Annotated in this window: 22 protein-coding genes; 6 read left to right on the top strand and 16 right to left on the bottom strand. The window is 73.2% G+C overall.

The window, feature by feature from the left end:
* Nucleotides 1–110: 110 nt before the first annotated feature.
* Entirely contained in the window at nt 111–1,286 is a 1,176-nt protein-coding gene (locus AC0HI0_RS36860) for a PrsW family intramembrane metalloprotease (RefSeq protein ID WP_480928091.1), read from the bottom strand.
* 30 nt (nt 1,287–1,316) lie between these two features.
* On the opposite strand from AC0HI0_RS36860, the gene AC0HI0_RS36855 reads away from it, so the two are divergent.
* From AC0HI0_RS36855 to AC0HI0_RS36840, 4 genes are all read left to right on the top strand, one after another.
* A complete protein-coding gene (locus tag AC0HI0_RS36855; protein WP_480928090.1) occupies nt 1,317–2,249 on the top strand; it encodes an SAM-dependent methyltransferase in 933 nt (310 codons plus the stop codon).
* A 114-nt stretch (nt 2,250–2,363) separates the two neighbouring features.
* Nucleotides 2,364–2,807 carry a MarR family winged helix-turn-helix transcriptional regulator gene (locus tag AC0HI0_RS36850; RefSeq protein WP_480928089.1) on the top strand — a complete coding sequence of 148 codons (444 nt, stop codon included), beginning with the start codon at nt 2,364–2,366 and terminating at the stop codon, nt 2,805–2,807.
* A 63-nt stretch (nt 2,808–2,870) separates the two neighbouring features.
* Nucleotides 2,871–3,317, top strand: coding sequence for a DUF1203 domain-containing protein (locus AC0HI0_RS36845; protein WP_480928088.1), 447 nt, complete (start codon nt 2,871–2,873; stop codon nt 3,315–3,317).
* 57 nt (nt 3,318–3,374) lie between these two features.
* A complete protein-coding gene (locus tag AC0HI0_RS36840; protein ID WP_480928087.1) occupies nt 3,375–4,448 on the top strand; it encodes an NADH-quinone oxidoreductase subunit D in 1,074 nt (357 codons plus the stop codon).
* 1 nt (nt 4,449) lies between these two features.
* Here AC0HI0_RS36840 and AC0HI0_RS36835 read toward each other — a convergent pair whose 3' ends face one another.
* The 9 genes from AC0HI0_RS36835 to ftsH form a co-directional block, all read right to left on the bottom strand.
* Complete coding sequence (locus tag AC0HI0_RS36835) at nt 4,450–5,307, bottom strand: hypothetical protein (protein WP_480928086.1); 858 nt, start codon at nt 5,305–5,307, stop codon at nt 4,450–4,452.
* Complete coding sequence (locus AC0HI0_RS36830; RefSeq protein ID WP_480928085.1) at nt 5,232–6,368, bottom strand: DUF6779 domain-containing protein; 1,137 nt, start codon at nt 6,366–6,368, stop codon at nt 5,232–5,234. Before AC0HI0_RS36830 ends, AC0HI0_RS36835 begins: the two co-directional genes overlap by 76 nt.
* Before the next feature lie 50 nt (nt 6,369–6,418).
* On the bottom strand, nt 6,419–6,880 hold the full coding sequence (locus AC0HI0_RS36825; protein ID WP_480928084.1) for a DUF3180 domain-containing protein: 462 nt from the start codon (nt 6,878–6,880) through the stop codon (nt 6,419–6,421).
* A 4-nt stretch (nt 6,881–6,884) separates the two neighbouring features.
* Nucleotides 6,885–7,541 carry a maleylpyruvate isomerase family mycothiol-dependent enzyme gene (locus AC0HI0_RS36820; RefSeq protein WP_480928083.1) on the bottom strand — a complete coding sequence of 219 codons (657 nt, stop codon included), beginning with the start codon at nt 7,539–7,541 and terminating at the stop codon, nt 6,885–6,887.
* A 132-nt stretch (nt 7,542–7,673) separates the two neighbouring features.
* Nucleotides 7,674–8,156, bottom strand: coding sequence for a 2-amino-4-hydroxy-6-hydroxymethyldihydropteridine diphosphokinase (gene folK, locus AC0HI0_RS36815; protein ID WP_480928082.1), 483 nt, complete (start codon nt 8,154–8,156; stop codon nt 7,674–7,676).
* Nucleotides 8,153–8,515 (bottom strand): dihydroneopterin aldolase, encoded by a 363-nt coding sequence (gene folB, locus AC0HI0_RS36810; protein WP_480928081.1) that lies wholly within the window; start codon nt 8,513–8,515, stop codon nt 8,153–8,155. Before folB ends, folK begins: the two co-directional genes overlap by 4 nt.
* A gap of 1 nt (nt 8,516) precedes the next feature.
* On the bottom strand, nt 8,517–9,323 hold the full coding sequence (folP, locus tag AC0HI0_RS36805) for a dihydropteroate synthase (protein WP_480934469.1): 807 nt from the start codon (nt 9,321–9,323) through the stop codon (nt 8,517–8,519).
* Between the two features lie 29 nt (nt 9,324–9,352).
* Nucleotides 9,353–9,976 carry a GTP cyclohydrolase I FolE gene (gene folE, locus AC0HI0_RS36800; RefSeq protein ID WP_480934468.1) on the bottom strand — a complete coding sequence of 208 codons (624 nt, stop codon included), beginning with the start codon at nt 9,974–9,976 and terminating at the stop codon, nt 9,353–9,355.
* Between the two features lie 5 nt (nt 9,977–9,981).
* Nucleotides 9,982–12,213, bottom strand: a complete 2,232-nt coding sequence (ftsH, locus tag AC0HI0_RS36795) for an ATP-dependent zinc metalloprotease FtsH (RefSeq protein WP_480928080.1) — start codon at nt 12,211–12,213, stop codon at nt 9,982–9,984.
* A 421-nt stretch (nt 12,214–12,634) separates the two neighbouring features.
* Between ftsH and AC0HI0_RS36790 the strand changes: the two genes are divergently transcribed.
* Nucleotides 12,635–14,335, top strand: coding sequence for a substrate-binding and VWA domain-containing protein (locus AC0HI0_RS36790; RefSeq protein ID WP_480928079.1), 1,701 nt, complete (start codon nt 12,635–12,637; stop codon nt 14,333–14,335).
* 143 nt (nt 14,336–14,478) lie between these two features.
* Here the strand turns inward: AC0HI0_RS36790 and hpt are convergent, their stop codons facing one another.
* From hpt to dacB, 4 genes are read right to left on the bottom strand one after another with little or no spacing between them, the layout of a single operon-like run.
* On the bottom strand, nt 14,479–15,030 hold the full coding sequence (gene hpt, locus AC0HI0_RS36785) for a hypoxanthine phosphoribosyltransferase (protein ID WP_480928078.1): 552 nt from the start codon (nt 15,028–15,030) through the stop codon (nt 14,479–14,481).
* 17 nt (nt 15,031–15,047) lie between these two features.
* On the bottom strand, nt 15,048–15,986 hold the full coding sequence (tilS, locus tag AC0HI0_RS36780; protein WP_480928077.1) for a tRNA lysidine(34) synthetase TilS: 939 nt from the start codon (nt 15,984–15,986) through the stop codon (nt 15,048–15,050).
* Nucleotides 15,983–17,005, bottom strand: coding sequence for a zinc-dependent metalloprotease (locus AC0HI0_RS36775; protein ID WP_480928076.1), 1,023 nt, complete (start codon nt 17,003–17,005; stop codon nt 15,983–15,985). The genes tilS and AC0HI0_RS36775 overlap by 4 nt, the downstream gene beginning before the upstream one ends.
* Before the next feature lie 60 nt (nt 17,006–17,065).
* The gene (gene dacB / locus AC0HI0_RS36770) at nt 17,066–18,448 is read right to left on the bottom strand and encodes a D-alanyl-D-alanine carboxypeptidase/D-alanyl-D-alanine endopeptidase (protein WP_480928075.1); all 1,383 of its coding nucleotides are present in this window, start codon (nt 18,446–18,448) and stop codon (nt 17,066–17,068) included.
* Between the two features lie 575 nt (nt 18,449–19,023).
* On the opposite strand from dacB, the gene AC0HI0_RS36765 reads away from it, so the two are divergent.
* Nucleotides 19,024–19,527 carry an inorganic diphosphatase gene (locus AC0HI0_RS36765; RefSeq protein ID WP_480928074.1) on the top strand — a complete coding sequence of 168 codons (504 nt, stop codon included), beginning with the start codon at nt 19,024–19,026 and terminating at the stop codon, nt 19,525–19,527.
* 78 nt (nt 19,528–19,605) lie between these two features.
* Here the strand turns inward: AC0HI0_RS36765 and AC0HI0_RS36760 are convergent, their stop codons facing one another.
* The gene (locus AC0HI0_RS36760) at nt 19,606–21,279 is read right to left on the bottom strand and encodes an MDR family MFS transporter (RefSeq protein WP_480928073.1); all 1,674 of its coding nucleotides are present in this window, start codon (nt 21,277–21,279) and stop codon (nt 19,606–19,608) included.
* Nucleotides 21,279–21,782 carry a MarR family winged helix-turn-helix transcriptional regulator gene (locus AC0HI0_RS36755; protein WP_480928072.1) on the bottom strand — a complete coding sequence of 168 codons (504 nt, stop codon included), beginning with the start codon at nt 21,780–21,782 and terminating at the stop codon, nt 21,279–21,281. The genes AC0HI0_RS36760 and AC0HI0_RS36755 overlap by 1 nt, the downstream gene beginning before the upstream one ends.
* Between the last annotated feature and the right edge of the window lie 84 nt (nt 21,783–21,866).

The raw sequence follows: 21,866 nt of genomic DNA, 5'->3' as shown, positions 1-21,866 counted from the left end.
CGACTTACTCCTTCAATGGCGTTCCAGGCCCTAGGCGGGTACCGGACGACGGCCGCGAGCGTAATCCCGCGTCCGCCGGGCAGAACTCAACTGCGACGAACACCACCTGCTCAACCGCGTGACGAGCCACCCGCGGCCCTGAGCGCGCCCGGTGCGTCGACGGCCGCCTGACGTGCGGCGACCAACGCGTCGAGCAGCACGGCGTGCCGTTCCTCGGCACCCGCGCCGGCGGTTCCGAGCTGCATCCGGTGGCGCAGGAACGCGAGTTCAGTGGCCGCCACCTGGTACCCGGCGACGGCCCGCGCGGCCTGCTCGCCGACCTTGCGCCGGACCGTGCGCCGCCACCGCCGGCGGCCCTGCAACGACGCCAGCAGGGTGACCTCGCTGGACGCGACCCACCGCTGCGCGGCCATCTCCGGCAGCTGACCGGCCACGATCCGCTGCTCCCGGCGGCGCTGCCAGATGACCAGCCACACCATGCCCGCGAAGATCGGCACCATGATCAGGAAGTACAGGTTGATGAACGTCGACCCGTCGCCCACCGTCGTGGAGAAGTTCCACAGCGAGTGCAGGCCGACCGCGCCGAGGTAGCCCGCGATCGGCGCGACCCAGCGCAGCGTCCGGTTGCCGGTCAGCGCCGCGACACCGATCCCGATGCCGGTCATCGCGGTGAACAGCGGGTGCGCGAACGGCGAGAGCACGCCGCGCAGCACGAACAGCGCCACCACCCCGCTGGACATGTCGCCGAAGCCGCTGTCTACGAACACCCGTGCGAAGTAGTAGATGTTCTCCGTGTACGCGAAGCCGGCGGCGGTGATGCCCGCGTAGACGATGCCGTCCACCACGCCGTCGAACTCCTCGCGCCGGCGCAGGAACAGCACGACCACGAACGCCGCCTTGGTCGCCTCCTCCACGATCGGCGCGCCCACGACGGCCGCGAACGTCGTCCCGTCGCCGTTGTTGATCAGCTCGCCCAGGACGTGCGCGGTCTGGTTGAACACCAGCGACGTGATGGTCGCGCCGCACGCGCCCCAGGCGAAGGCCAGCAGCAGGATCTTCGCGGGCTCCGGTTCCCACCGGTCCACCCAGAGGAACGCGCCGAGCACCGCGGCCACGGGCACCAGGGCGGCGATCGCGCCGACCAGGATCGGACCGACGCCGATCTTGCTGGTGCCCAGGCCGAGCAGGATCAGGCCGGACGCGCCCAACGCGATCAGGCCGACCACCGGCAGGAGGACGGTCCAACGGCGCTGGTCCACGCGCTTGCGGGCAGGGGAGGCGGTCACAGTGAGCAACCTTAAAGGGACACTTGACGCATGAGGGACTCGGAATGGGCGTGGCGCACCGCGCTGTACGGTCCGGACGGGTTCTTCAGCCGGGGCGCGATCCCGGCCGACCACTTCCGCACCGCTCCGCTGATCGGCCCTGAGCTGGCCGAAGCGCTCCTGGTGCTGCTCGATCGAGTGGATTTCGCGCTGGGCCAGCCGGCCCGGTTGGACTTCGTCGACGTGGGCGCGGGCGGCGGCGAACTCGCCGCCGCGATCCGCGCGCTGGCCCCCGCGCACCTCGCCGCACGGCTGCACGTGACGGCGGTCGACCTCGGCCCGCCGCGCGCGCTGCCCGGTGTCGAGTGGACGCGCGAGCCGCCCGCCGCCGTGCGGGGGCTGCTGGTCGGCCACGAGTGGCTGGACGCGATCCCGTGCCCGCTGGTGGTGGGCCCGCACGACGACCCGTGGCTGGACCGCTGGTGGCCGCTGGAACCCGGCCGGCGGGCCGAGGTCGGCGCACCGAGGGACCGGGCGTGGGCGGACGCCGTGGGCCGGGTGCGCGGCGCGGCGCTGGCCGTCGACTACGGGCACCTGCGGGCGGACCGGGCCGCGGGGCGGTACCCGGAGGGCACGTTCGCCGCGTACCGCGCGGGCCGCCGCGTGCCGCCGGTGTTCGACGGGACGTGCGACCTGACCGCGCACGTGGCGTTGGACGCGTGCGCCGAGGCCGCCGGCGGCGAGTGGGTCCTGGTGTCCCAACGCGACGCCCTCGCCGCGCTGCTCCCGACCTCGCCCGACCACCCCACGCCTGCGCCGGCACCCCGGGGCGGCGGGATGGCGTGGCTGGAGTCGGCGGCACGGGCGTCCCGGATCGCCGAGCTGCGGGCCGTCGGCGGGCTCGGCTCGTTCGGCTGGCTGCTGCACGGCGTCGGCGTCCCGGTGGCCGACCTGCTCCCGCCACTGCCGCCGTGGCAGCCCTGACCCATCCGCACCAGCACCTACCCACACCGCACCCACCCGCACCCACCCGCGCCCACCCGCACCCGCGCCCACCCGGTTGGCCAACCAGGTTGTCCACCTGCACACTGGGCCACTGTGGAACCCGTGTCGATGCTGCTGGCCAGGACGTTCCGGGCGATGACCGACCGCTTCCACGAACGCCTGGCCGAGCACCAGTCGGACCCGCTGCGCCCCGCGCACGGCTACGTCTTCCGCTACCTGGCCGCGAACGCGCACCCGACGACCGTCGACCTCGCGGCGCACCTGGGCGTGTCGAAGCAGGCGGCCGGCAAGACCGTCGCCGAGCTGGTCGACTGGGCCTACGTCCGGCGCGGACCGCACCCCGCCGACCGCCGGGCGCAGGCGCTCGCGCTGACCGACAAGGGCCAGGACTACCTGCGGCTGGCCGACCGCCTGTGGGCCGAGCTGGACGCCGAGTTCGCGGGCCTCGTCGGCACGGCCGAGTTCACCACCGTCCGCGACAGCCTCGCCACCTACCTGGAGCACACCTCGTCGGCCGGCATCCGCCCGGTCTGGTGACCGCCGGCCGCCACGTCCGAAGACCGCCGGCCGACCGGCGCGCGGCCGACCAGGCTCGGCCGCATGAGGATTCACGCGCTGCCCACCGACGTGCTGGACCGGGCCCGGAAGCTGGCCGGCACGGACGAGTTCCACGAGTTGCGGGGCGAGTCGCCGGGCGCACCGCTGCGGTGCTGCCTGCGCAAGGCCGGGGTCGGCGAGCCGCTGGTGCTGTTCCGCTACACGCCCACCGCCGGGCGCGGCCCGTACGAGGAGTTCGGTCCGGTGTTCGCGCACATGCTCCCGTGCGCCGGCCCGGACGTCGTGCACGAGGTGCCCGAGGCGTTCCGGCACAACCAGCGGACCCTGCGCGCCTACGACGCCGACGGCCGGATCCACGGCGGCGAGATCGCGCAGCCGCAGGAGCTGACCGAGAAGATCGACAGGCTGCTGGCCGACCCGGACGTGGTGGAGATCCAGGTGCGCAGCGTGTCGCACGGGTGCTACCTGTTCGCCATCACCGCCGACTGACCCCGCACCGCCCGCCACCCGACGAGTCTGCGCGCGCGGACGTGCGAGCATGACGCGGTGGAGATCACCGTTGGCGTCGGTGCCGGGGCACGTCACCTGGGCGTGGACCGGGTGGTCGACCTCGGCCCGCTGCACCCGTCCGCGCACGGCGCGTACCGGCTCCGGCTGACCGTCCGCGACGACGAGGTCATCACCGCCGCCGAACCCCTGGTCGGCCACCTGCACCGGGGCGCGGAGAAGCTGTTCGAGGTGCGCGACTACCGCCAGGTGCTGACGCTGGCCAACCGGCACGACTGGCTGGCCGCGTTCTGCAACGAACTCGCCGTCGCGCTCGCCGTCGAGCGGATGACCGGCATGGACGTCCCCGCCCGCGCGCAGGCCCTGCGGGCCGTGCTGTGCGAGCTGAACCGGGTCATGGCGCACCTGGTGTTCCTCGCGCCGCTGACCGGCCCGGCCGCCGCGCGCGGGCGGGAGGCCGTGCAGGCGGTGCTGGAGGAGGCGTCCGGCGGCCGGATCCACTTCATGTTCAACCGGATCGGCGGGCTGCGCGAGGACGTGCCGGCCGGCTGGACCGACCGGGTGCGCGCCGCGCTGTCCACCGTGGAGGTCGGCGAGATCCCCGACGGGCTGGCCGGGATCGGCGTGCTGAGCAGGGACGCCGCGCTCGCCTACGGCGTGACCGGCCCGATCGGACGGGCGTCCGGGGTGGACCTCGACCTGCGCCGCGACGACCCGCTGCCCGGCTACCGGGGGCTCGGCGTGACCCCGGTCGTCCGGGCGGAGGGCGACGCGCTGGCGCGGGTGCGGTGCCTGGTGGACGAGGTGCGGCAGTCCGTGCGGCTGGTCGGGCGATGCCTGGACGCGCTGCCGGCCGGGCCGGTGAACGTGCGGCTGCCCAAGGCGATCAAGGCCCCGGAGGGCTCGGTGTACACCCGGGTCGAGGCCCCGCTCGGGACCTCCGGGGTGCACCTGGCCTCACGCGGCGAGAAGACGCCGTGGCGGCTCAAGCTGCGCACGCCGTCGTTCAACAACGTGCAGGCGCTGTCCGCGTTGCTGCCGGGCACGGCGGTGGACGACCTGCCGGCCGTGCTGGGGTCGTTCGCCGTGGTGGTCGGCGACATCGACAAGTAGGTCAGTCCTCGCCCCGCCGCCGACGCCGGCGCGGCGACTCGCCGCCGCCGAACGCGGCCAGCAGTTCGCTCACCGACTTGCCGTCCGCGTGCGCGCCGGCGGGTTCGGGCTCGGGCGCGCCGCCCCGCCCCGCAGGCCGGTCCTCGGCCCGCCGCCGACCGCCGCCGCTCTCCTCGGGAGCCCGCCGCCCGGTCGACAACTCGGCCGACGACCGCCCGGCCGGCTCCGCCGACACCGGCAGGTAGCCGCTCTCCTCTGCGGCCCGCTTCCCGGTCGTGGGCACGGCGTGGTGACCGCTCTGCTCGGCGGCACGCCCGCCGGCCGCCGGCACCGGGTGGTACCCGCTCTGCTCAGCCGCGCGCCGGCCCGACGCGGGTGCCGGGTGGTACCCGCTCTGCTCGGCGGCACGCCCGCCGGCCGCCGGCACCGGGTGGTACCCGCTCTGCTCAGCCGCGCGCCGGCCCGACGCGGGTGCCGGGTGGTACCCGCTCTGCTCGGCGGCACGCCCGCCGGCCGCCGGCACCGGGTGGAACCCGCTCTGCTCCGCCGCGCGCTTGCCGGCCGCCGGTACGGGGTGGTACCCGCTCTGCTCGGCGCGCTTGCCGGCCGCCGGCAACGCGTTGTACCCGCTCTGCTCCGCCGCGCGGCGGCCGGACTGCTCGGCCGTCACCGGCCGGAACCCGCCGGTCTGGTCGGCGGCCGGCGTGGCGGGCCGCGCGGACGCGGGCGGCTGCTCGGCGGCGGGCGGCCGGACCGACTGGTCGGCCAGCGCGTCGCGGCTGATCATCTCGGTCCGCTCGGCGACCCGGCTGCGCCGCTGGATCGTGTGCTCGGTGCGGGACGGCTCGGGCTTGCGCACCACGGGCTCGGCCGGCTCCGACCGCGCGGGCTCGGCCCGACCGGCCGCCCGAGCCGCGTCACCACCGGACCCCCCGAACCGCCGGCCGCACCGGAACCACCGGCAGGACCACCGGGGCGTCCGCCGCCCAGCACCGCACCGCTGCCCACCACCCCGGGCGCGGAGGACCGGGCCGGTGCCTTCGCGTCGGAGAAGAAGTCGGCGGGCTCGGCCGCCGGACGGGCCGGTTCCACGCGCCGGGTCGACTCCGCCGGCCTGCTCGCCGGGGTCAGCCGCCCGGCCGGTTCGGACCGGCTGACGCGCTCGGTCGGCTCCGGGGCGCGCACCGCCGCGGCCGGCCGCTGCTGCGCCGCCCGCACCGGTTCCCGGCGCGCCGGCTGGGCCGGCTCGCGCCGGGTCGGCTCGGGCCGGACGGGTTCGGGACGCCGAACCGGCTCCTTGCGGGCGGTCTCGTGCGGGACCCGCTCGATCAGCTCGGTGCGGTCCGGTGCGGGCTTGTCCACGGTCTTCTTCACGGTCGTCTTCGCGGGCCCGGCGGTGATGATCCGCTGATCGCTCATCGCCATCACCCGGGACTGGTCGGACAGGGCGCGCATCCGGGTCGACTCGGCGCGCAGCGCCACGCGTTCCACCAGGACCTCGCCGCCGAGCAGGGCCTCCAGGTTCTCCCGCAGGGCGCGCAGCTCGCCGCGCAGCGCCTCCAGGTCGTCCTTGGCCTCCTCCTGCACCCGCTTGCGGGTCTCCGCCTCGATCTCCAGCTCGTACTCGCGGCGGGCGGCGACCTCGCGCTCCAGCTCCAGCTCGTACACCGACTGGAGGTCGGCCACCTCGTCCGCGCCGTCGGCGACCTGGCGGCGGTAGCGGGCGGCCAGGAACGCGCCGACCAGGGCGGCCCACAGCGCCGCGACCACGGCCAGTCTCAGCCACCGGGCGTTGTCGCTCAGCACCAGCACCGCCGCGGCACCCAGTGCGAGCGCCAATGCTGCTACCAGCAGTAGTCGCCCGGAGCCACGACCGTGATCTTGCTGCTCGTCGTCCTGCGACGTGCCTCGCCCGGTCATGGCGTCTACCGTACCGGTCAGTTACCCGATTGAGACCTCCGCACCGGTATTCACCCGTCCCGGTGGGAATCTTTGGGCGTCCTACAGCAGTGCTCCAGCCACAGCGCAGCGCCGATCAAAGCCGCCGCGGAGACGAATCCGACGATCCCGCTCACCAGATCGTGATCGGCGGCCTCGAACTCGCCGCGCACCGGCAGCACGTAGATCAGCAGACCCGCCCAGGCGCCCGCCATGATCGCGCCGAGCAACGACGACGCCTTGGCCAGCGCCACCGCCCGCGCCGCGGTCAGCGGCTCGACCGGCGCGGTGCCGGGCTTGCGCGCGATGCGGGCGCGCAGCGAGAAGCCCAGCACCAGGTCGACCACGGCGATGACCAGCAGGGTGAACCCGGCGAACGTGGGCAGCGGCGGCAGCGTGCCGTAGGCCAGCCGGAGCAGCAGGTGCGCGAGCAGGCCCGCGATGATTCCGGCGGCGAGCAGGTCACGGGGTTTGGTGAACCTCACACGCCCCATGGTGTCATTCGACCAGCGCGGTCTCCCGCGTGCCGAACAGCTGGATCGCCCCCAGCCACCGGGTCGGGTCGGCGTCCCAGTCCAGCGAGCGGATCTGGCCCTCGCTGCGCCGGCCGCCGACGACCCGCAGCAGCTCGAACGACGACGTGCGCAGCGTGGCCGACGGGTCGCCCTCGCCGACGATCCGGTCGCCGTGCTCCAGGGTGATCCGCAGCGCGGGCAGGTTCCGGGTCCGCAACCGCTGGTCCACCTCCTGCAACGGCCTGGTCAGCGCCGCCCGCACGGCCACGTTGTCGCGCTCGCCGGGCCGGTCCAGCGCGGTCCGGATGTCGTGCTCGTGCTCGACCACCTCGGCGATCAGCACCGCGCCGGCGGGCGAGTCGAACAGGCCCTCGGCGACCTGGAAGTTGCGCTCCCACTCCGCGAGCAGGTCGCCCAGCGCCCGCTCCCGGCGCCCGCGCACCTGCCGCTCGCCCCACTCGCCGGTCTCGACCCCGTCGAAGTTCCCGCTCGCGAAATCGCCGAGCCCGGCCGCGAGGTGCGCCACCACGTCCTTGACCGTCCACCCAGGGCACGCCTCGACCTCGGCCGCCACGTCGCCCGTGGTGACCAGGCTGATGATCCGCCGCCGCGCGGCGTCGTACGTGACCGCGTTGCTCATCGCCGACCTCCCGCGCCGACGCTAACCCCGCGTGCGCGCCCGTGCAGCGCCAAAACCCCGAGCCCGGACACCCGGCCCGGACACCCGGCCCGGACACCCGGCCCGGACACTCGCCGGCCGAGCGCCAAGGGCTCAGACCAGGCGGAGGTCGTCGCGGCGGGTCACGCCGCCCAGGTCGAGCCCGGCGACCAGGTCGGCCACCCGGCCGTGGCCGGGCAGCACCGCGTCCGGCTCGACGTCCAGCCACGGGACCAGCACGGTGGCCCGCTCGTGCGCGCCGGGGTGCGGCAGCAGCAGCGACGGGTCGTCGGAGACGACCCCGTCCACGGTCACCACGTCCACGTCCAGCGTGCGCGGACCCCACCGCAGCGTCCGCACCCGGCCCGAGGCGTCCTCCAGCTCCTGCCCGCGCCGCAGCCACTCCCACGGCCCGCGCCCGCCGGACACCACCAGCACGGCGTTGAGGAAGTCGTCCTGGTCGGTCACGCCCCACGGCGCGGTCTCGTACACCGGGGACACCGCGACCAGCTCCGCCGCGAACCCCTCGACGGCCGCCTTCAGGAACCCGAGCCGGTCGCCCAGGTTCGAGCCGATCGACAGGACCGCGCGGCTCACCCGCGTTCCCGCCGCACGGTCACCGACACGTCCTCGAAGGTCAGCGGGATCGGCGCGGACGGCTTGTGGATCGTCACCTCGGTGGCCCGGACCCGCAGGTCGGTCATCACCTCGTCGGCGACCTTGCCCGCGACCGTCTCGATCAGGTCGTACGGCCCGCCGGCCACGATCGCCGCCGCCCGCTCGGCCAGCTCGCCGTAGTGCAGCGTCTCGCGCAGGTCGTCGGTGGCCGCCGCGCGGGACAGGTCCAGCCACGCGGTCACGTCGACCAGGAAGTCCTGCCCGTCGCGCTTCTCGTGCTCGAACACCCCGTGGAAGCCGCGCACCCGCAGGCCGCGCAACGAGATCCGATCAGCCACCTCAGCCACCTCCGCCGGAGAACCCGCCACGACCGGCCCGCCACGCGCGCGCGACCGCGACGGCGTCCAACGACTTGTCCACGTCGTGCACCCGCACGCCCCACGCGCCGGCGAACGCGGCCAGCGCCGACACGGCGGCCGTCGCGTCCTCGCGACCGCCCGGCGCGCGGTCGCCCAGCAGCGCCCCGAGGAAGCGTTTGCGGGACGCCCCGACCAGCACCGGGAACCCGAGCGCCAGCAGCTCGTCCAGGCGCTGGAGCAGCTGCCAGTTGTGGTCGGCGTCCTTGGCGAACCCGAGGCCGGGGTCCAGCACGATCCGGTCCGCCGCCACGCCCGCCGCCAGCGCCACGTCGACCCGGGCGCACAGCTCGTCCCGGACGTCGCGGACCACGTCGTCGTACACCGCGAGGCGGTCCATCTCCCGGCTGTGCCCGCGCCAGTGCATCAGCACGTAAGGCACCCCGGCGGACGCCACGACGGCCGCCATCTCCGGGTCGGCCAGGCCGCCGGACACGTCGTTCACGATCGACGCGCCGGCTTCCAGCGCCGCCGCGGCCACCTCGGCGCGCATGGTGTCGACCGACACCGGCACGCCCTCGGCGACCAGCTCGCGGATCACCGGGGCGATCCGCGCGGCCTCGACGGTCGGGTCGACCCGGGACGCGCCCGGCCGGGTGGACTCGCCGCCGACGTCGATCACGTCCGCGCCGCGCCGGAACATCGCGACGCCGTGCGCGACGGCGTCCGGGCGGCCCAGGTACCGGCCGCCGTCGCTGAACGAGTCCGGGGTGACGTTCAGGACGCCCATCACCACGCAGTGCCCCGGCCGAGGCAGGCTCACCTGGTGCGTCCTCGGATCAGCTCGATGGCCTCCGCCCGGGACGAGGCGGAGGACCGCAGGATGCCGCGCACGGCGGACGTGGTGGTCCGCGAGCCGGGCTTGCGGACACCCCGCATCCCCATGCACAGGTGCTCGGCCTCGACCACGACGATCACGCCGCGCGGTTCGAGCCGGCGCACCAGGGCGTCCGCGACCTGCGACGTCAGCCGCTCCTGCACCTGGGGCCGCTTCGCGTAGAGGTCGACCAGCCGGGCCAGCTTGGACAGCCCGGTCACCCGGCCCTGCTCGTTGGGGATGTACCCGACGTGCGCCACCCCGTGGAAGGGCAGCAGGTGGTGCTCGCAGAACGAGAACATCGGGATGTCGGTGACCAGGACGAGTTCCTCGTGGCTCTCGTCGAAGGTCTTGGCCAGCACCGAGTCCGGGTCGGTGTACAGGCCCGCGAACAGCTCCCGGTACGCCCGCGCGACCCGCGCCGGCGTGTCCTGGAGCCCTTCCCGGTCCGGGTCCTCGCCGCACGCGAGCAGCAGCTCGCGCACGGCCGCCTCGGCCCGCTTCTGGTCGAAGGTCCGCCGCGTGGAGCCGGCCTCCCCGTTGGCGGAGAGGCCGGCCTGGTCGATCTCGGTCACGTGCGGTTGTCCGGATCCGTGGTGTCGAAGGACCGCTTGCCCGCGTCCGCGTCGGTGTGCTCCGGCTGCCACGGGGCGGGCTGGCCGCCGCCGGGGACGGTGGCCGGGGTCCAGCCGGGGGGCGCGCCGTAGTTCGGCGGCCCGGACGTCGGGTGCTGGGGCTGCTGCGGCTGGTAGGGCGTGCCGTTGCCGTTGGGCACCGCCGGCGGCGGCGCGGGCACCGGGTCCTGGGCCGGGGGCAGCTCCTGCTGGAGGGTGTCCTCGATGGCGGGGGGCCACGGCTCGCCGCGCTCCTTCGCCAGCTCCGCCGGGGTCTTGACCGGCGGCTTGTCCGAGGGCGTGCGGTTGCCGAAGTCGTTGAACTTCGTGATCCGCGGGCGCTTCTCCACGGCGGCGAAGATCCGCTCCAGGTCCTTCTGGTGCAGGGTCTCCTTCTCGATCAGCTCCAAGGTGAGCGCGTCGAGCACGTCGCGGTAGGTGTTGAGCACCTCGTACGCCTCGGTGTGCGCGGCCTCGATGAGTTCGCGCACCTCCTCGTCGATCTCGTGCGCGACCTCCAGCGAGTAGTCCGCCTGCCGGCCCGCGGTGCGCCCGAGGAACGGCTCGCCCTGCTCCTGGCCGTACTTGACGGCCCCGAGGCGGGCGGACATGCCGTACTCGGTGACCATCGCGCGGGCGATCTTGGTCGCCTGCTCGATGTCGTTGGACGCGCCCGTGGTCGGCTCGTGGAAGACCAGCTCCTCGGCGGAGCGGCCGCCGAGCGCGAACACCAGCCGGGCGATCATCTCGGACCTGGTCATCAGGTCCTTGTCCTCCTCCGGCACGGACAGCGTGTGACCGCCGGTCCGCCCCCGGGCGAGGATGGTGACCTTGTAGACCGGGTCGATGTCCGGCATCGCCCACGCGGCCAGGGCGTGCCCGGCCTCGTGGTAGGCGGTGATCTTCTTCTCCTTCTCGGAGATGATCCGGCTCTTGCGGGCCGGACCGCCGATCACCCGGTCGACCGACTCCTCCAGCGCGGCGCTGTCGATCACGGTGCCGTTCTGGCGGGCGGTGAGCAGGGCGGCCTCGTTGATCACGTTCGCGAGGTCCGCGCCGGAGAAGCCCACGGTGCGCTTGGCCAGGCCGTCCAGGTCCGCTTCCGCGGCCAACGGCTTGCCCTTGGCGTGCACGCGCAGGATCTGCTTGCGGCCCTTGAGGTCGGGCGCGGACACCGGGATCTGCCGGTCGAACCGGCCGGGGCGCAGCAGCGCCGGGTCCAGGATGTCGGGCCGGTTGGTCGCCGCGATCAGGATGATCCCGCCGCGCGAGTCGAAGCCGTCCATCTCCACGAGCAGCTGGTTGAGGGTCTGCTCGCGCTCGTCGTGACCGCCGCCGAGGCCCGCGCCGCGATGGCGGCCGACCGCGTCGATCTCGTCCACGAAGATGATGCACGGCGCGTTCTGCTTGGCCTGTTCGAACAGGTCGCGAACGCGGGACGCGCCGACACCGACGAACATCTCGACGAAGTCCGAGCCGGAGATCGAGTAGAACGGCACCCCGGCCTCGCCGGCGACGGCCCTGGCCAGCAGGGTCTTGCCGGTGCCGGGCGGGCCGTAGAGCAGCACGCCCTTCGGGATCTTCGCGCCCAGCGCCTGGTAGCGGCCGGGGTTCTGGAGGAAGTCCTTGATCTCGTAGAGCTCCTCCACCGCCTCCTCGGCGCCCGCGACGTCCGCGAAGGTCGTCTTGGGCATGTCCTTGGACAACTGCTTGGCCTTGGACTTGCCGAAGTTCAGGACGCGGTTGCCGCCGCCCTGGGCGTTGTTCATCATCCACATCAGGAGCAGCAGCAGCAGGCCGAGCGGGACCAGGTACAGCAGCATCTGCATCAGGAACGAGTCCTGGCTGACCTTGGTCTCGACGGTCGGCTTGGCCCCGGAGCCCGACTGGTCGCCGGTCCCGGTGAGGATGTTGAAGATCTCGTCGGTGGAGCTCGCCGGGAACTGCGTGATCAACCGGTTGTGACCTTCGAAGGTCACCCCGTCGTTGAGGGTCAGTTTGAGGCGCTGCTCTTTGTCCTCAATCGTGGCTTCTTTGACTTTGCCGTCCCGCACTTGCTGGAGTGCCTGGGACGTTTTGACCGGGGTGTAACCCCGCGCGTCGTCGAAGAGCACGGTGAAGGCGTAGTACAGCAACAACACCGCCACGATCCACAGCAGCGGGTTGCGAAGCAGGCGCTTGCGGTCCATTCACTTACGGCCGGCGGGCGGCCTCGACCCTCCCTGACTTGGTGACGGGCGCGGACGGGCACGACCCGTCCGACCAGCCTACCGCCCGAGGCGCGGGCGGAGTGCTCCGCGTTGGGGGCTGTCACGTCTCGTCGAACCAACGGACGAGAGGCGTCAAGTGTTCCCCGCGGTGACCGCGAACACGGTTCGCAGGTCAGAAGGGTTCACCCGACGCCCGAAAGATCATGAACCGGGCACCGGAACCCGCCGTAACACTTACGTGGGGTAGGACGTTACTAGCAGGTAGCCACGAAGTGAGGTTCGTTCGGGTGACGTGCGCCACGACGTCTTGCCACCCGACCAGCCCCTGTCACCCTGGGCAGCTACGGAGAGTTCAACGCCCACTCGAAAAGGTGAACACCGACCCGAAGGTACTCACGGTATGTCAGCTCGGACCGAGCGTCCCCCCGGCCGCGCGCGCCGGACCGCACTCCCGATCGGGGCACTGATCGGGGTCGTCGCGGCGGCGGCGGCGACCGTCGTCGCGATCCGGGCCACCGGCGACCCGGACTGCAAGGGCACCCTGCCGCTCAAGGTCGCGGTCGCCCCAGCCGTCGAGCAGGTGGTCCGCGACGCGGCCGCCGACTACCAGGCCGAACAGCCGGTCGCGGCGGGCAAGTGCGTCCAGGTGCAGGTCGAGGCGCGCGGCGCGGCCGACGTGTCGTACGAACTGCCCACCGCGCAGATCAACCCGCCCGCGCTGTGGATCCCGGACTCCTCGATGTGGGCGGCCGAGAGCCGACGCCGGGCCGGTGACCGCGGCGCGGACGCGCCCCGGCTGGAGATCAGGGGTTCGCTGGCCTCGTCACCGCTGGTCATCACCGGCTCCGAGGGTGCGATGAGCGCGCTGGGCTGGCCCATCACGCCGGTCGGCTGGGCCCGCGTGGTCGACCCCGGGGTGCCGGTCGCGCTCACCGACCCGACGACCTCGACCGAGGGCCTGGCCACGCTCGCGGTGCTCCGCGACCGGCTGGGCAACCCGGGCGGCACGCCCGAGCCGGAGCTGGTCGCCGCGCTGCTGCGGATCGGCCGGGAGGCGCCGCCGTCCGTGCGGGACGCGTTCGGCAAGGTCGTGCAGGGTGCCGGGAACGCCCCGGTGTTCACCGCCTCCGAGCAGGCCGTGCTGGCCGCCAACCGGGCCGCCGGGTCGCGCCGGGTGGTCGGGTCCTACCCCGCGGAGGGCACGATCGGCTTCGACTTCCCGGTGGTCCGGGTGAGCCGGACCGGGGAGGTGGCGGGCACCGCGGCCGCCGCGGCGGGCTTCGAGCAGGCCCTGCGCGGCGAGCGCAGCGCCCGGCGGTTCGCCGAGGCGGGGTTCCGCACCGTCGACGGCAAGGCCCCGGGCGGCTGGACCACCGAGAAGGACGGCGTGCGCGGCGACGACGTGACCCTGCTGCCCACGCCGCCCCCGGAGCAGGTGGCGGAGCTGCTGGGCACGTGGGGCGCGGTACGCCTGGACACCCGGATCCTGGCCGTGCTGGACGTGTCCGGCTCGATGGCCGAGAAGATGCAGGGCAGCGCGATGACCAGGGTGGAGGCGGCCAAGGAGGCGGCGCTGACCGCGCTGTCGATGCTGCCGGACACCTCGGAGATCGGGCTGTGGGCGTTCTCCACGAACAAGAAGCCCAAGGGGTACGTCGAGCTGGTGCCGACCGGCCCCCTCGGCGAGCCCATCGGCGGCGCGCCGCGCCGGGACCAGTTGCAGAAGGGCGCGGGCGCGATCCCGGCCATGGTGGGCGGCGGCACGTCGCTGAACGACACCGTGCTGGCCGCCTTCCGCGACGCGCAGCGGGCCTTCGACCAGACCAAGATCAACTCGGTGACCCTGCTGACCGACGGCAGCAACGACGACATCTCCACCATCGAGCTGCCCGAACTGCTCGACACGCTGCGCCGCGAAGTCGACCCGGCCCGCCCGGTCCCGATGTTCCTGGTCGGCCTGGGCCCCGACGCCGACCTGAACGCCCTCACCCAGATCGCGACCGCGACCGGCGGCAAGTCCTACCACGCCATGAAGCCCGAGGACATCAAGACAGTCCTCTTGGACGCCATCTCCCAACGCAGGTGCCGCCCGAACTGCTAGCCCCCACCCCACCCCGCCACGCGAGGCCGCGTCGGCCTGTCGAGCCGTCTTCCACCCCGATCACGCCCTTCGATCGGGGTGGAAGACGGCTCGACAGGCCGACTTCCAGGCGGCCGAGCCGCCGCGACGAAGTCGCGGCAGTCCTACACCGAGTAGACCTTGGGGTCCAACGTCCCGATGTAGGGCAGGTCGCGGTAGCGCTCGGAGTAGTCCAGGCCGTAGCCCACGACGAACTCGTTGGGGATCTCGAAGCCGACGTACTTGACCGGGACGTCGACCTTGACCGCGTCCGGCTTGCGCAGCAGCGAGCAGACCTCCAGCGAGCGCGGCTTGCGCGACGCCAGGTTCTTGAGCAGCCAGGACAGCGTCAGACCGGAGTCGATGATGTCCTCGACGATGATCACGTCCCGGTCCACGATGTCGCGGTCCAGGTCCTTGAGGATGCGCACCACGCCGGACGACGAGGTGGAGGAGCCGTAAGAGCTGACCGCCATGAACTCCAGCTGCACGGGCACCGGGAGCGCCCTCGCCAGGTCGGTCATGAACATCACGGCGCCCTTGAGCACGGTGATCAAGACGAGGTCCGACCCGCCGTCGGCCGGGTAGTCGGCCCCGACCTTGTTGGCCAGCTCGGTGACCTTGTCGCTGATTTCCTGCTCGGTGATGAGCACGGAGGCGATGTCGCCGTCGTACACGGACGATCCCCTTTTTGTCATGACTGAACTGGTTTTACCGGTGGTGCGTCAGGCCGTTCGACAGCCAGCCTGCCATGCGCCCGGCGTGCCACAAAGCCGCCGGGCAGCCAGACGCCGCCCTGCCCGCGCCACTCGCCCACCAGCGCGTCCACCCGCCGCAGGTGCGAGTCGGACAACTCGGGCACGCCCGCGTCGAGCAGCCACCGCCGCAGCACCCGCCTGCGGAGGGCCGGCGGGAGGTCGTGGAGGTCGTCGGCCGCGCCCGGGTCGCCGGAGAAGCGCCGGGCGATTTCGTCTAATGCGTCACAGTCTTCGCGCAACTGGGCGGCGGTGCGCGCCAAGGCGTCCGCGACGCCGTGTTGGAGCACGTCTTCGAGCAGCGGCAGCACCTCGTGGCGCAACCGGACGCGGGTGAACGCCGGATCGGCGTTGTGCGGGTCGACCCACGGCGTAAGGCCCAGTTCGGCGCACGCGGCGTTCGTCGTGTCGCGTGCGACGGCCAACAGCGGACGGCCCCACGGCGGGTCGTAAGGCCGCATCCCGGCGATGCTGCGCGCCCCGGACCCCCGTCCCAACCCCAGCAGCACCGTCTCGGCCTGGTCGTCCAGGGTGTGGCCGAGCAGCACGGTCCCGCGTTCCGGGCGCAGCGCGGCGTACCTGGCCCGCCGGGCGGCGGCTTCCGGGCCACCCGGACCGGACACGACGACCCTTCGGACCTCCGCCGCCAGACCGAGCCCCGCGCACGTGGCGGCGGCCCGCGCGGCGACCTCGGCGGACCCGTCCTGGAGGTCGTGGTCGACCACGACGGCCCACGCGTCGGGCACCAGCCGCGCGGTCACGGCGGCCAGCGCGAGCGAGTCCGCGCCGCCGGACACGGCGACGGTCACCTGGTCGGGTCGGTGCTCGGCGAGGAACCGCTTGACGGCCGTGCGGACCTCGGCCAGCGGCCCGTTCACGGCGAGACGCGGCGCAGCCAGGCGGCGGGGTCGGCGATCTCGGCCCGGGTGGGCAACGTCTCGGGGCTGGTCCACACCGCGTTGAAGCCGGGCATGCCCACGCGGTCCACCACGTGCCGGGTGAACGCCGCGCCTTCCGCGTACTGGCGGACCTTCGCCTCGACGCCGAGCAGCGTGCGCAGGATCCGGTCCAGCACCCCGCCGCCCTTGCGCCGGGCGGTGAACCGCTCGCGGATGACCGAGACGGTCGGCACGACCTCCGGGCCCACCGCGTCCATCACGTGGTCGGCGTGGCCTTCGAGCAGCGTGGACAGCGCGATCAGCCGGTCCAGCGGCTCGCGCTGCGCCGGGTTCTGCAACAGGTCGACGAAACCGCCCGCCTCGCGCAGCCGCCGGGGCAGGTCGCGCAGCCGGGGCGCGATGCCCTCGTCCATCGAGCCGAGCAGGGTGGCGACCAGGCCGGAGAAGTGCTCGGCCAGCCACGGGACGGCGGTGAACTGGAGCCGGTGCGTGCCCTCGTGCAGGCAGACCCACATGCCGAAGTCCGCGCCGGGGACGTCCAGGGCGCGCTGCGCGCCGACGATGTTCGGCGCGACCAGCAGCAGCCGGCCGCCGTCGGAGAACGGGTCGTACTGGCCGAGCACCCGGCCGCTGAGGAACGCGATGACCACACCCGCCTGCACGCCCGCGGTGCCCGCGAGGACCCCGCTGAACGCGCCGGACTGGCGCGGGAGGGCGCCGTCGGTCAGCGCCGCCAGGCCCTGCACGGCCGCGCGCACCCAGCCGGGCCGGTCCACGACCTCGCCCGCCTGGAGCGGCAGCCCGTGGCCGAGCCCGGTCAGCTCCCGGACGTGCACCTCGGCGTCGATCGCCTGCTCGCGCAGCCGGCCGACGGCGACGTCCGCCTCCGCGCGGGGCACCACCGGCCCGGGCCGCACCAACCGGTCGGCGGTCGCGACGGCCAACTCCCAGTCGACGGGTTCGCTCCCCGCCCGGTGATCCTGCGTAGAGGCGCTCACCCCGCTGACGCTACCTGCGCCTCGGGGGCCGGCGACACTCCGCGTTCCCGGACACACCGGTCAACCGCAGCCGCAGCCCCGCAACGCGGCGGCCAGTTCGTCCAGCCCGCCGCGCACGGTCTTGGCGTCGGTCGGGCTCAGCGACATGAACGCGAACACCAGCAGCCGCCCGTCCTGGTCCACCACGACGCCGGCCAGCGAGTTCACCCCGGTCAACGTGCCGGTCTTGGCCCGCACCCAGCCCTTGCCCGCCGCGCCCGCCGTCGCGTAGCGGCCGGCCAGCGTGCCGCTGCCGCCGGCGACCGGCAGCGCGGTCAGCAGCGGTCGCAGCTTGGCCGTGCGGGCGTCGGCGGCGTCCGGCTTGGCGGCGGCCACCAGCAGGTCGCCGAGCAGCCGCGCGGGCACCTTGTCGGTGGGCGAGAGGCCGGAGGCGTCGACCACCTCCGCGCCGGTCAGGTCGAACCCGTTCTCGGTGAGCACCGCGCGCACCGCCTGCACCGCGCCCGCGAACGTCGGCTCCAGGCCCTTGGCCAGCGCCACCTCGCGGGCCAGCGTCTCGGCGAGCACGTTGTCCGAGATCTGCATCATGTTCTCGACCAGCCGGTCGACCGGGGCGGACTTGACCTCGCCGAGCACCTTGGCGCCGGCGGTCGCGGTGCCCGCGCCGACCGCCGAGACGCCCAGCCGGCCCGCCAGCGCGGACGCCGCCGCCGCACCGGGCGTGGAGGTGCGGGGCGTGTCCGGCAGGGTCGGGTCCTGCCGGCCGCCGTCGGCCATCAGCGGCCCGATCGGGGACACGTAGCCGTTGGGCACGTCGGTGGGGTCCCAGCCGGGTGCCATGCCCTCGCCCTTGTACCGGCCGACGTCGAACAGCACCTGGGTGACCGGGCCGTTCTTGGCCACCTGGGAGGCGAGTTCGTCCAGCGTCGCCGCGCCGGGGTAGACCGTGTCGCGGTCGGCCGGGAACGTCGAGAGCGTCGGGTCGCCGCCGCCGACCAGCACGACCGTGCCGGGCTGGTCGCCCTGCACGACCTTGGTGGACAGCTGGGCGGTGTGGTCGAGGGTGAGCAGCGTGGCGGTGGCGACCAGCACCTTCACCGTCGAGGCGGGGGTCAGCGGGGTGGTCTCGCCCTGCTTCCACAGCGCGGTGCCGGTGGCCGGGTCGACCACGGTCCCGGTGAGCGTGCCCAGCGCGCCGTTGCCGGCCGGTCCGCGCAGCGCCGCCGCGACGCCGGACGCGGACGGGGCGGGCGCGGTCGCGCCGACGCCCTTCACCGCGAGCGAGACCGGCGCGGGCGGCAGCGGCGCGGCGGTGGTCGGGGTGGGCGCGGTCTCCAGCCAGCCGAGCTGCCAGCCGGCCACCGCGCCGCCCGCGAGCACCACGACCAGCGCCAGCGCGCCGACCAGCAGCCACGGGCGCTTGCGCGGTGCGTCCTCGGCCACGTCGTCGGCCGGCGGCGTGGCCGGTGCGACCCGCTTCGGCTCGCTGCGCGGCTCGGGCTCGGCCGGCCGCCCGGCGGGCGGGGCGGCGGGGCGGGCGGGCGACGCGCCGGAGGACTGCGGGACGGTGGGCTGCGAGCCGGTCTCGGGTTGGCCACCACGCGGCGCGGAACCACCCGATGCGGTGGCGGCGGACGTGCCCCGAACGGTGGGGGCGGGCCGCGTTTCGGTGGGTGTCGAAGACCTTTCACGTTCCGTGATCGGTTCAGCGGACGGCGGCGGAGTCGGCCGGCCGGCCGCCGGCGGACCACCCGGACGGGGCTTCGCGGGCAGCGGGACGGGCAGCCTCATGGTGGGCGGATCGGCCGGCCTCGGCCTCCTGACCTGCACGGTCGGCGGCTCTCCGGCACTGTCGTCACCGTCGACGGTCGGCCAGGACGGCTCGTCGGCCACACAGTCCTCCGGGGTTGATTACGGGCAATGTCACACCCGCGACCTGCACGTGGGTGAGGGTTGACGACACCTCGTGGTCCACACTAGTGGCGTAACGAACGTCAAAGACGAGCGAGGACCGCGCAGTGGAGTTCGACGTCACCATCGAGATCCCCAAGGGGGTCCGCAACAAGTACGAGATGGACCACAAGACGGGGCGCATCCGCCTGGACCGCACCCTGTTCACGGCCACTCAGTACCCGGCGGACTACGGCTTCGTCGACAACACGCTGGGTGAGGACGGCGACCCGCTCGACGCGCTGGTCCTGGTCCAGGAACCCACGTTCCCCGGCTGCCTCATCCGCTCCCGCGCGATCGGCATGTTCCGCATGACCGACGAGAAGGGCGGCGACGACAAGCTGCTCTGCGTGCCGGCCGAGGACCCCCGCAGCGAGCACCTGCGCGACATCCACCACCTCAGCGAGTTCTACCGGCTGGAGATCCAGCACTTCTTCGAGGTCTACAAGGACCTGGAGCCGGGCAAGAGCGTCGAGGGCGCGACCTGGGTGGGCCGGGCGGACGCCGAGGCCGAGATCGTGAAGTCCTACCAGCGCCTCAAGGACGCGATCGCGAACGGCGAGGACCACTGACCGGAGCACGCGAGCCGGAGCACGCGAGAAGCGGGCCACCCCCGACGGGTGGCCCGCTTCTTCATTCGACGTGGTGGATCAGTGGATGGCGATCGGGGCCTGCGCGGCGGCCTCGTTCTCGTCGTTCACCCGCTCCAGACCGGACCGGTTGGACAGCGGCACCTCGCGCAGGAACCACACCGCCGCGAAACCGATCAGCGTCACCAGGCCGCCGACCAGGAACACCAGGTCGATCGAGCTGGAGAAGCCGTCCAGGAACGGCCGGGCCAGCACCGGGTCGAGCTTGTTGAGGAACTCGGTGTTGTCCAGGCTCAGCCCGGACCCGCCGTTCTTCAGCGACGCGGCGAACTGCTGGTTCTCCGGGCGGGCCAGCGCGGCCATGAACTCCGGGTTGCCGAACGCCGTGCTCAGCGCGTTGCCGATCTTGTCGCCCACGGTGCTGAACAGGATGGACAGGAACACCGCGGTGCCGACCGTGCCGCCGATCTGCCGGAAGAACGTGGCCGAGGCGGTGGCGACGCCCATGTCGCGGGGTTCCGCGTCGTTCTGGATGGCCACCAGCAGGGTCTGCATGCACAGGCCCAGCCCGGCGCCCATGAAGAACATCAGCGTCAGCGGCTGCCAGAACGCGGTGTCCGTGCCGACCGTGCTGAACGCGAACAGCACCACCGACATCAGACCCAGGCCGACGATCGGGAACACCCGGTACCGGCCGGTCTTGGCGGTGTACTGGCCGCTGGTGCCGGCCGCGGTCATGATGCCGAGCGTGAGCGGCAGCATCATCAGGCCCGCCTCGGTGGCGGTGAAGCCCTTCACGATCTGGAGGTAGAGCGGCAGCGAGACCATCCCGCCGAACATCCCGATGCCCATCAGGAAGTTGAGCGTGTTGCCCAGCGAGAACGTCTGCCGGCGGAACAGCCGCAGCGGCAGCAGCGCCTCGTCGCCCATCCTCTTCTGCACGAACACGAACGCGACCAGGCCGAGCACGCCGATGACGTACATCGCGATCGAGGTGCCCGACGCCCAACCCCACTCACGGCCCTGTTCGGCCACGATGAGCAGCGGCACCAGGCCGATGGTGATGGTCGCCGCGCCCAGGAAGTCGATCCGGTGGTTCACCCGCTTGTGCGGGATGTTGAGCACCTTCGCCACGACGACCAGCGCGACCAGCGCGACCGGCACGTTGATCAGGAACACCCAGCGCCAGCCGGCCGTGCCCAGGAAGGTCTCCAGGCCCGCGAACAGGCCGCCGACCACCGGGCCCGCGACGCTCGCGATGCCGAACACGGCCATGAAGTAGCCGGTGTACTTGCTGCGCTCACGCGGCGAGGTGATGTCCGCCAGGATCGCCATGGCCAGCGACATCAGACCACCCGCGCCGAGGCCCTGCACCGCGCGGAACGCGGCCAGCTCGTACATCGAGTTCGCGATGCCGGACAGCAGCGAGCCCGCGAGGAACAGCGAGATCGCGGTGAGGTACATCGGCTTGCGGCCGTAGATGTCCGACAGCTTGCCGTACAGCGGTGTCGAGATGGTGGCCGTGATCAGGTACGCCGTGGTCGCCCACGCCTGAAGCGTCTGGCCGTTGAGTTGGTCCGCGATGGTCTTCATGGCCGTGGCCACGATCATCTGGTCCAGCGCGGCCAGGAACAGCCCCAGCAGCAGCCCCGACAGGATCGTCAGGATCTGCCGGTGGGTGAGCAGCGCGGCACCGGGTGGTGTCGCCTCCGCTCGGGTTGTCGTCTCCGACATCACTTCTCCCCTTCTGAGCGCGGCCCCAGTCCGCTCTCAGCGATGAAATTCGGTAGCGCCCGCTCGTAGTCGCCGACGAAGCGCTCGAAGTACTCGATGAACGCCCCGAGATCCCCCTCGGACCACTCTGCGAACATCCGGGCGATGGACTTGTTCCGCATCAGCCGCCGCTCTTCCAGCAGGCGTTTCCCCGCGTCCGTCACGGCCAGCACGCTGGCCCGGCCGTCGTCGGGATCCGCCCGGCGCTCGACCCACCCCTCCTTGACGAGCGTCGCGACCTGACGGCTGACCGTCGAGGGGTCCGAGAAGACCGCCTCGGCCAGGGCGCTCGACCGCGATGGCCCCAGGTGCATCAGGTTCGCGAGCAGGACGAACGAGGCTTTGTCCATCCCCGCCTTGCTCATCTGCGCGGCGACGCAGGCGTGCATCTTGTTGAGGCGTACCAGCGCCATGCCGATGCGTTCGGCCTGGGCGAGCTGCGCTTCCCGCACGTCGTCACTCACCGGGGTCACCATGGGACACTCCGTTTGCTTGCATCATCCAACTAGTTGCTGGATACAAGCTTGACCCTCGCGGAGAGTCTTGGC

Source organism: Saccharothrix sp. NBAS 001 (genome assembly GCF_056640475.1).
Note: the sequence above shows the minus strand (reverse complement) of the source record. Positions and strands in the feature narration are given on the sequence as shown.

Bases quoted from the DNA above. Each gene is read 5' to 3' on its own strand.
- AC0HI0_RS36855 (WP_480928090.1), top strand. From the start codon at position 1,317: ATGAGGGACTCGGAATGGGCGTGGCGCACCGCGCTGTACGGTCCGGAC.
- AC0HI0_RS36760 (WP_480928073.1), bottom strand. From the start codon at position 21,279: ATGTCGGAGACGACAACCCGAGCGGAGGCGACACCACCCGGTGCCGCG.
- folP (WP_480934469.1), bottom strand. From the start codon at position 9,323: ATGGGCGTCCTGAACGTCACCCCGGACTCGTTCAGCGACGGCGGCCGG.
- AC0HI0_RS36830 (WP_480928085.1), bottom strand. From the start codon at position 6,368: ATGACCGGGCGAGGCACGTCGCAGGACGACGAGCAGCAAGATCACGGT.
- AC0HI0_RS36820 (WP_480928083.1), bottom strand. From the start codon at position 7,541: ATGAGCAACGCGGTCACGTACGACGCCGCGCGGCGGCGGATCATCAGC.
- AC0HI0_RS36845 (WP_480928088.1), top strand. From the start codon at position 2,871: ATGAGGATTCACGCGCTGCCCACCGACGTGCTGGACCGGGCCCGGAAG.
- ftsH (WP_480928080.1), bottom strand. From the start codon at position 12,213: ATGGACCGCAAGCGCCTGCTTCGCAACCCGCTGCTGTGGATCGTGGCG.
- AC0HI0_RS36825 (WP_480928084.1), bottom strand. From the start codon at position 6,880: ATGGGGCGTGTGAGGTTCACCAAACCCCGTGACCTGCTCGCCGCCGGA.
- AC0HI0_RS36790 (WP_480928079.1), top strand. From the start codon at position 12,635: ATGTCAGCTCGGACCGAGCGTCCCCCCGGCCGCGCGCGCCGGACCGCA.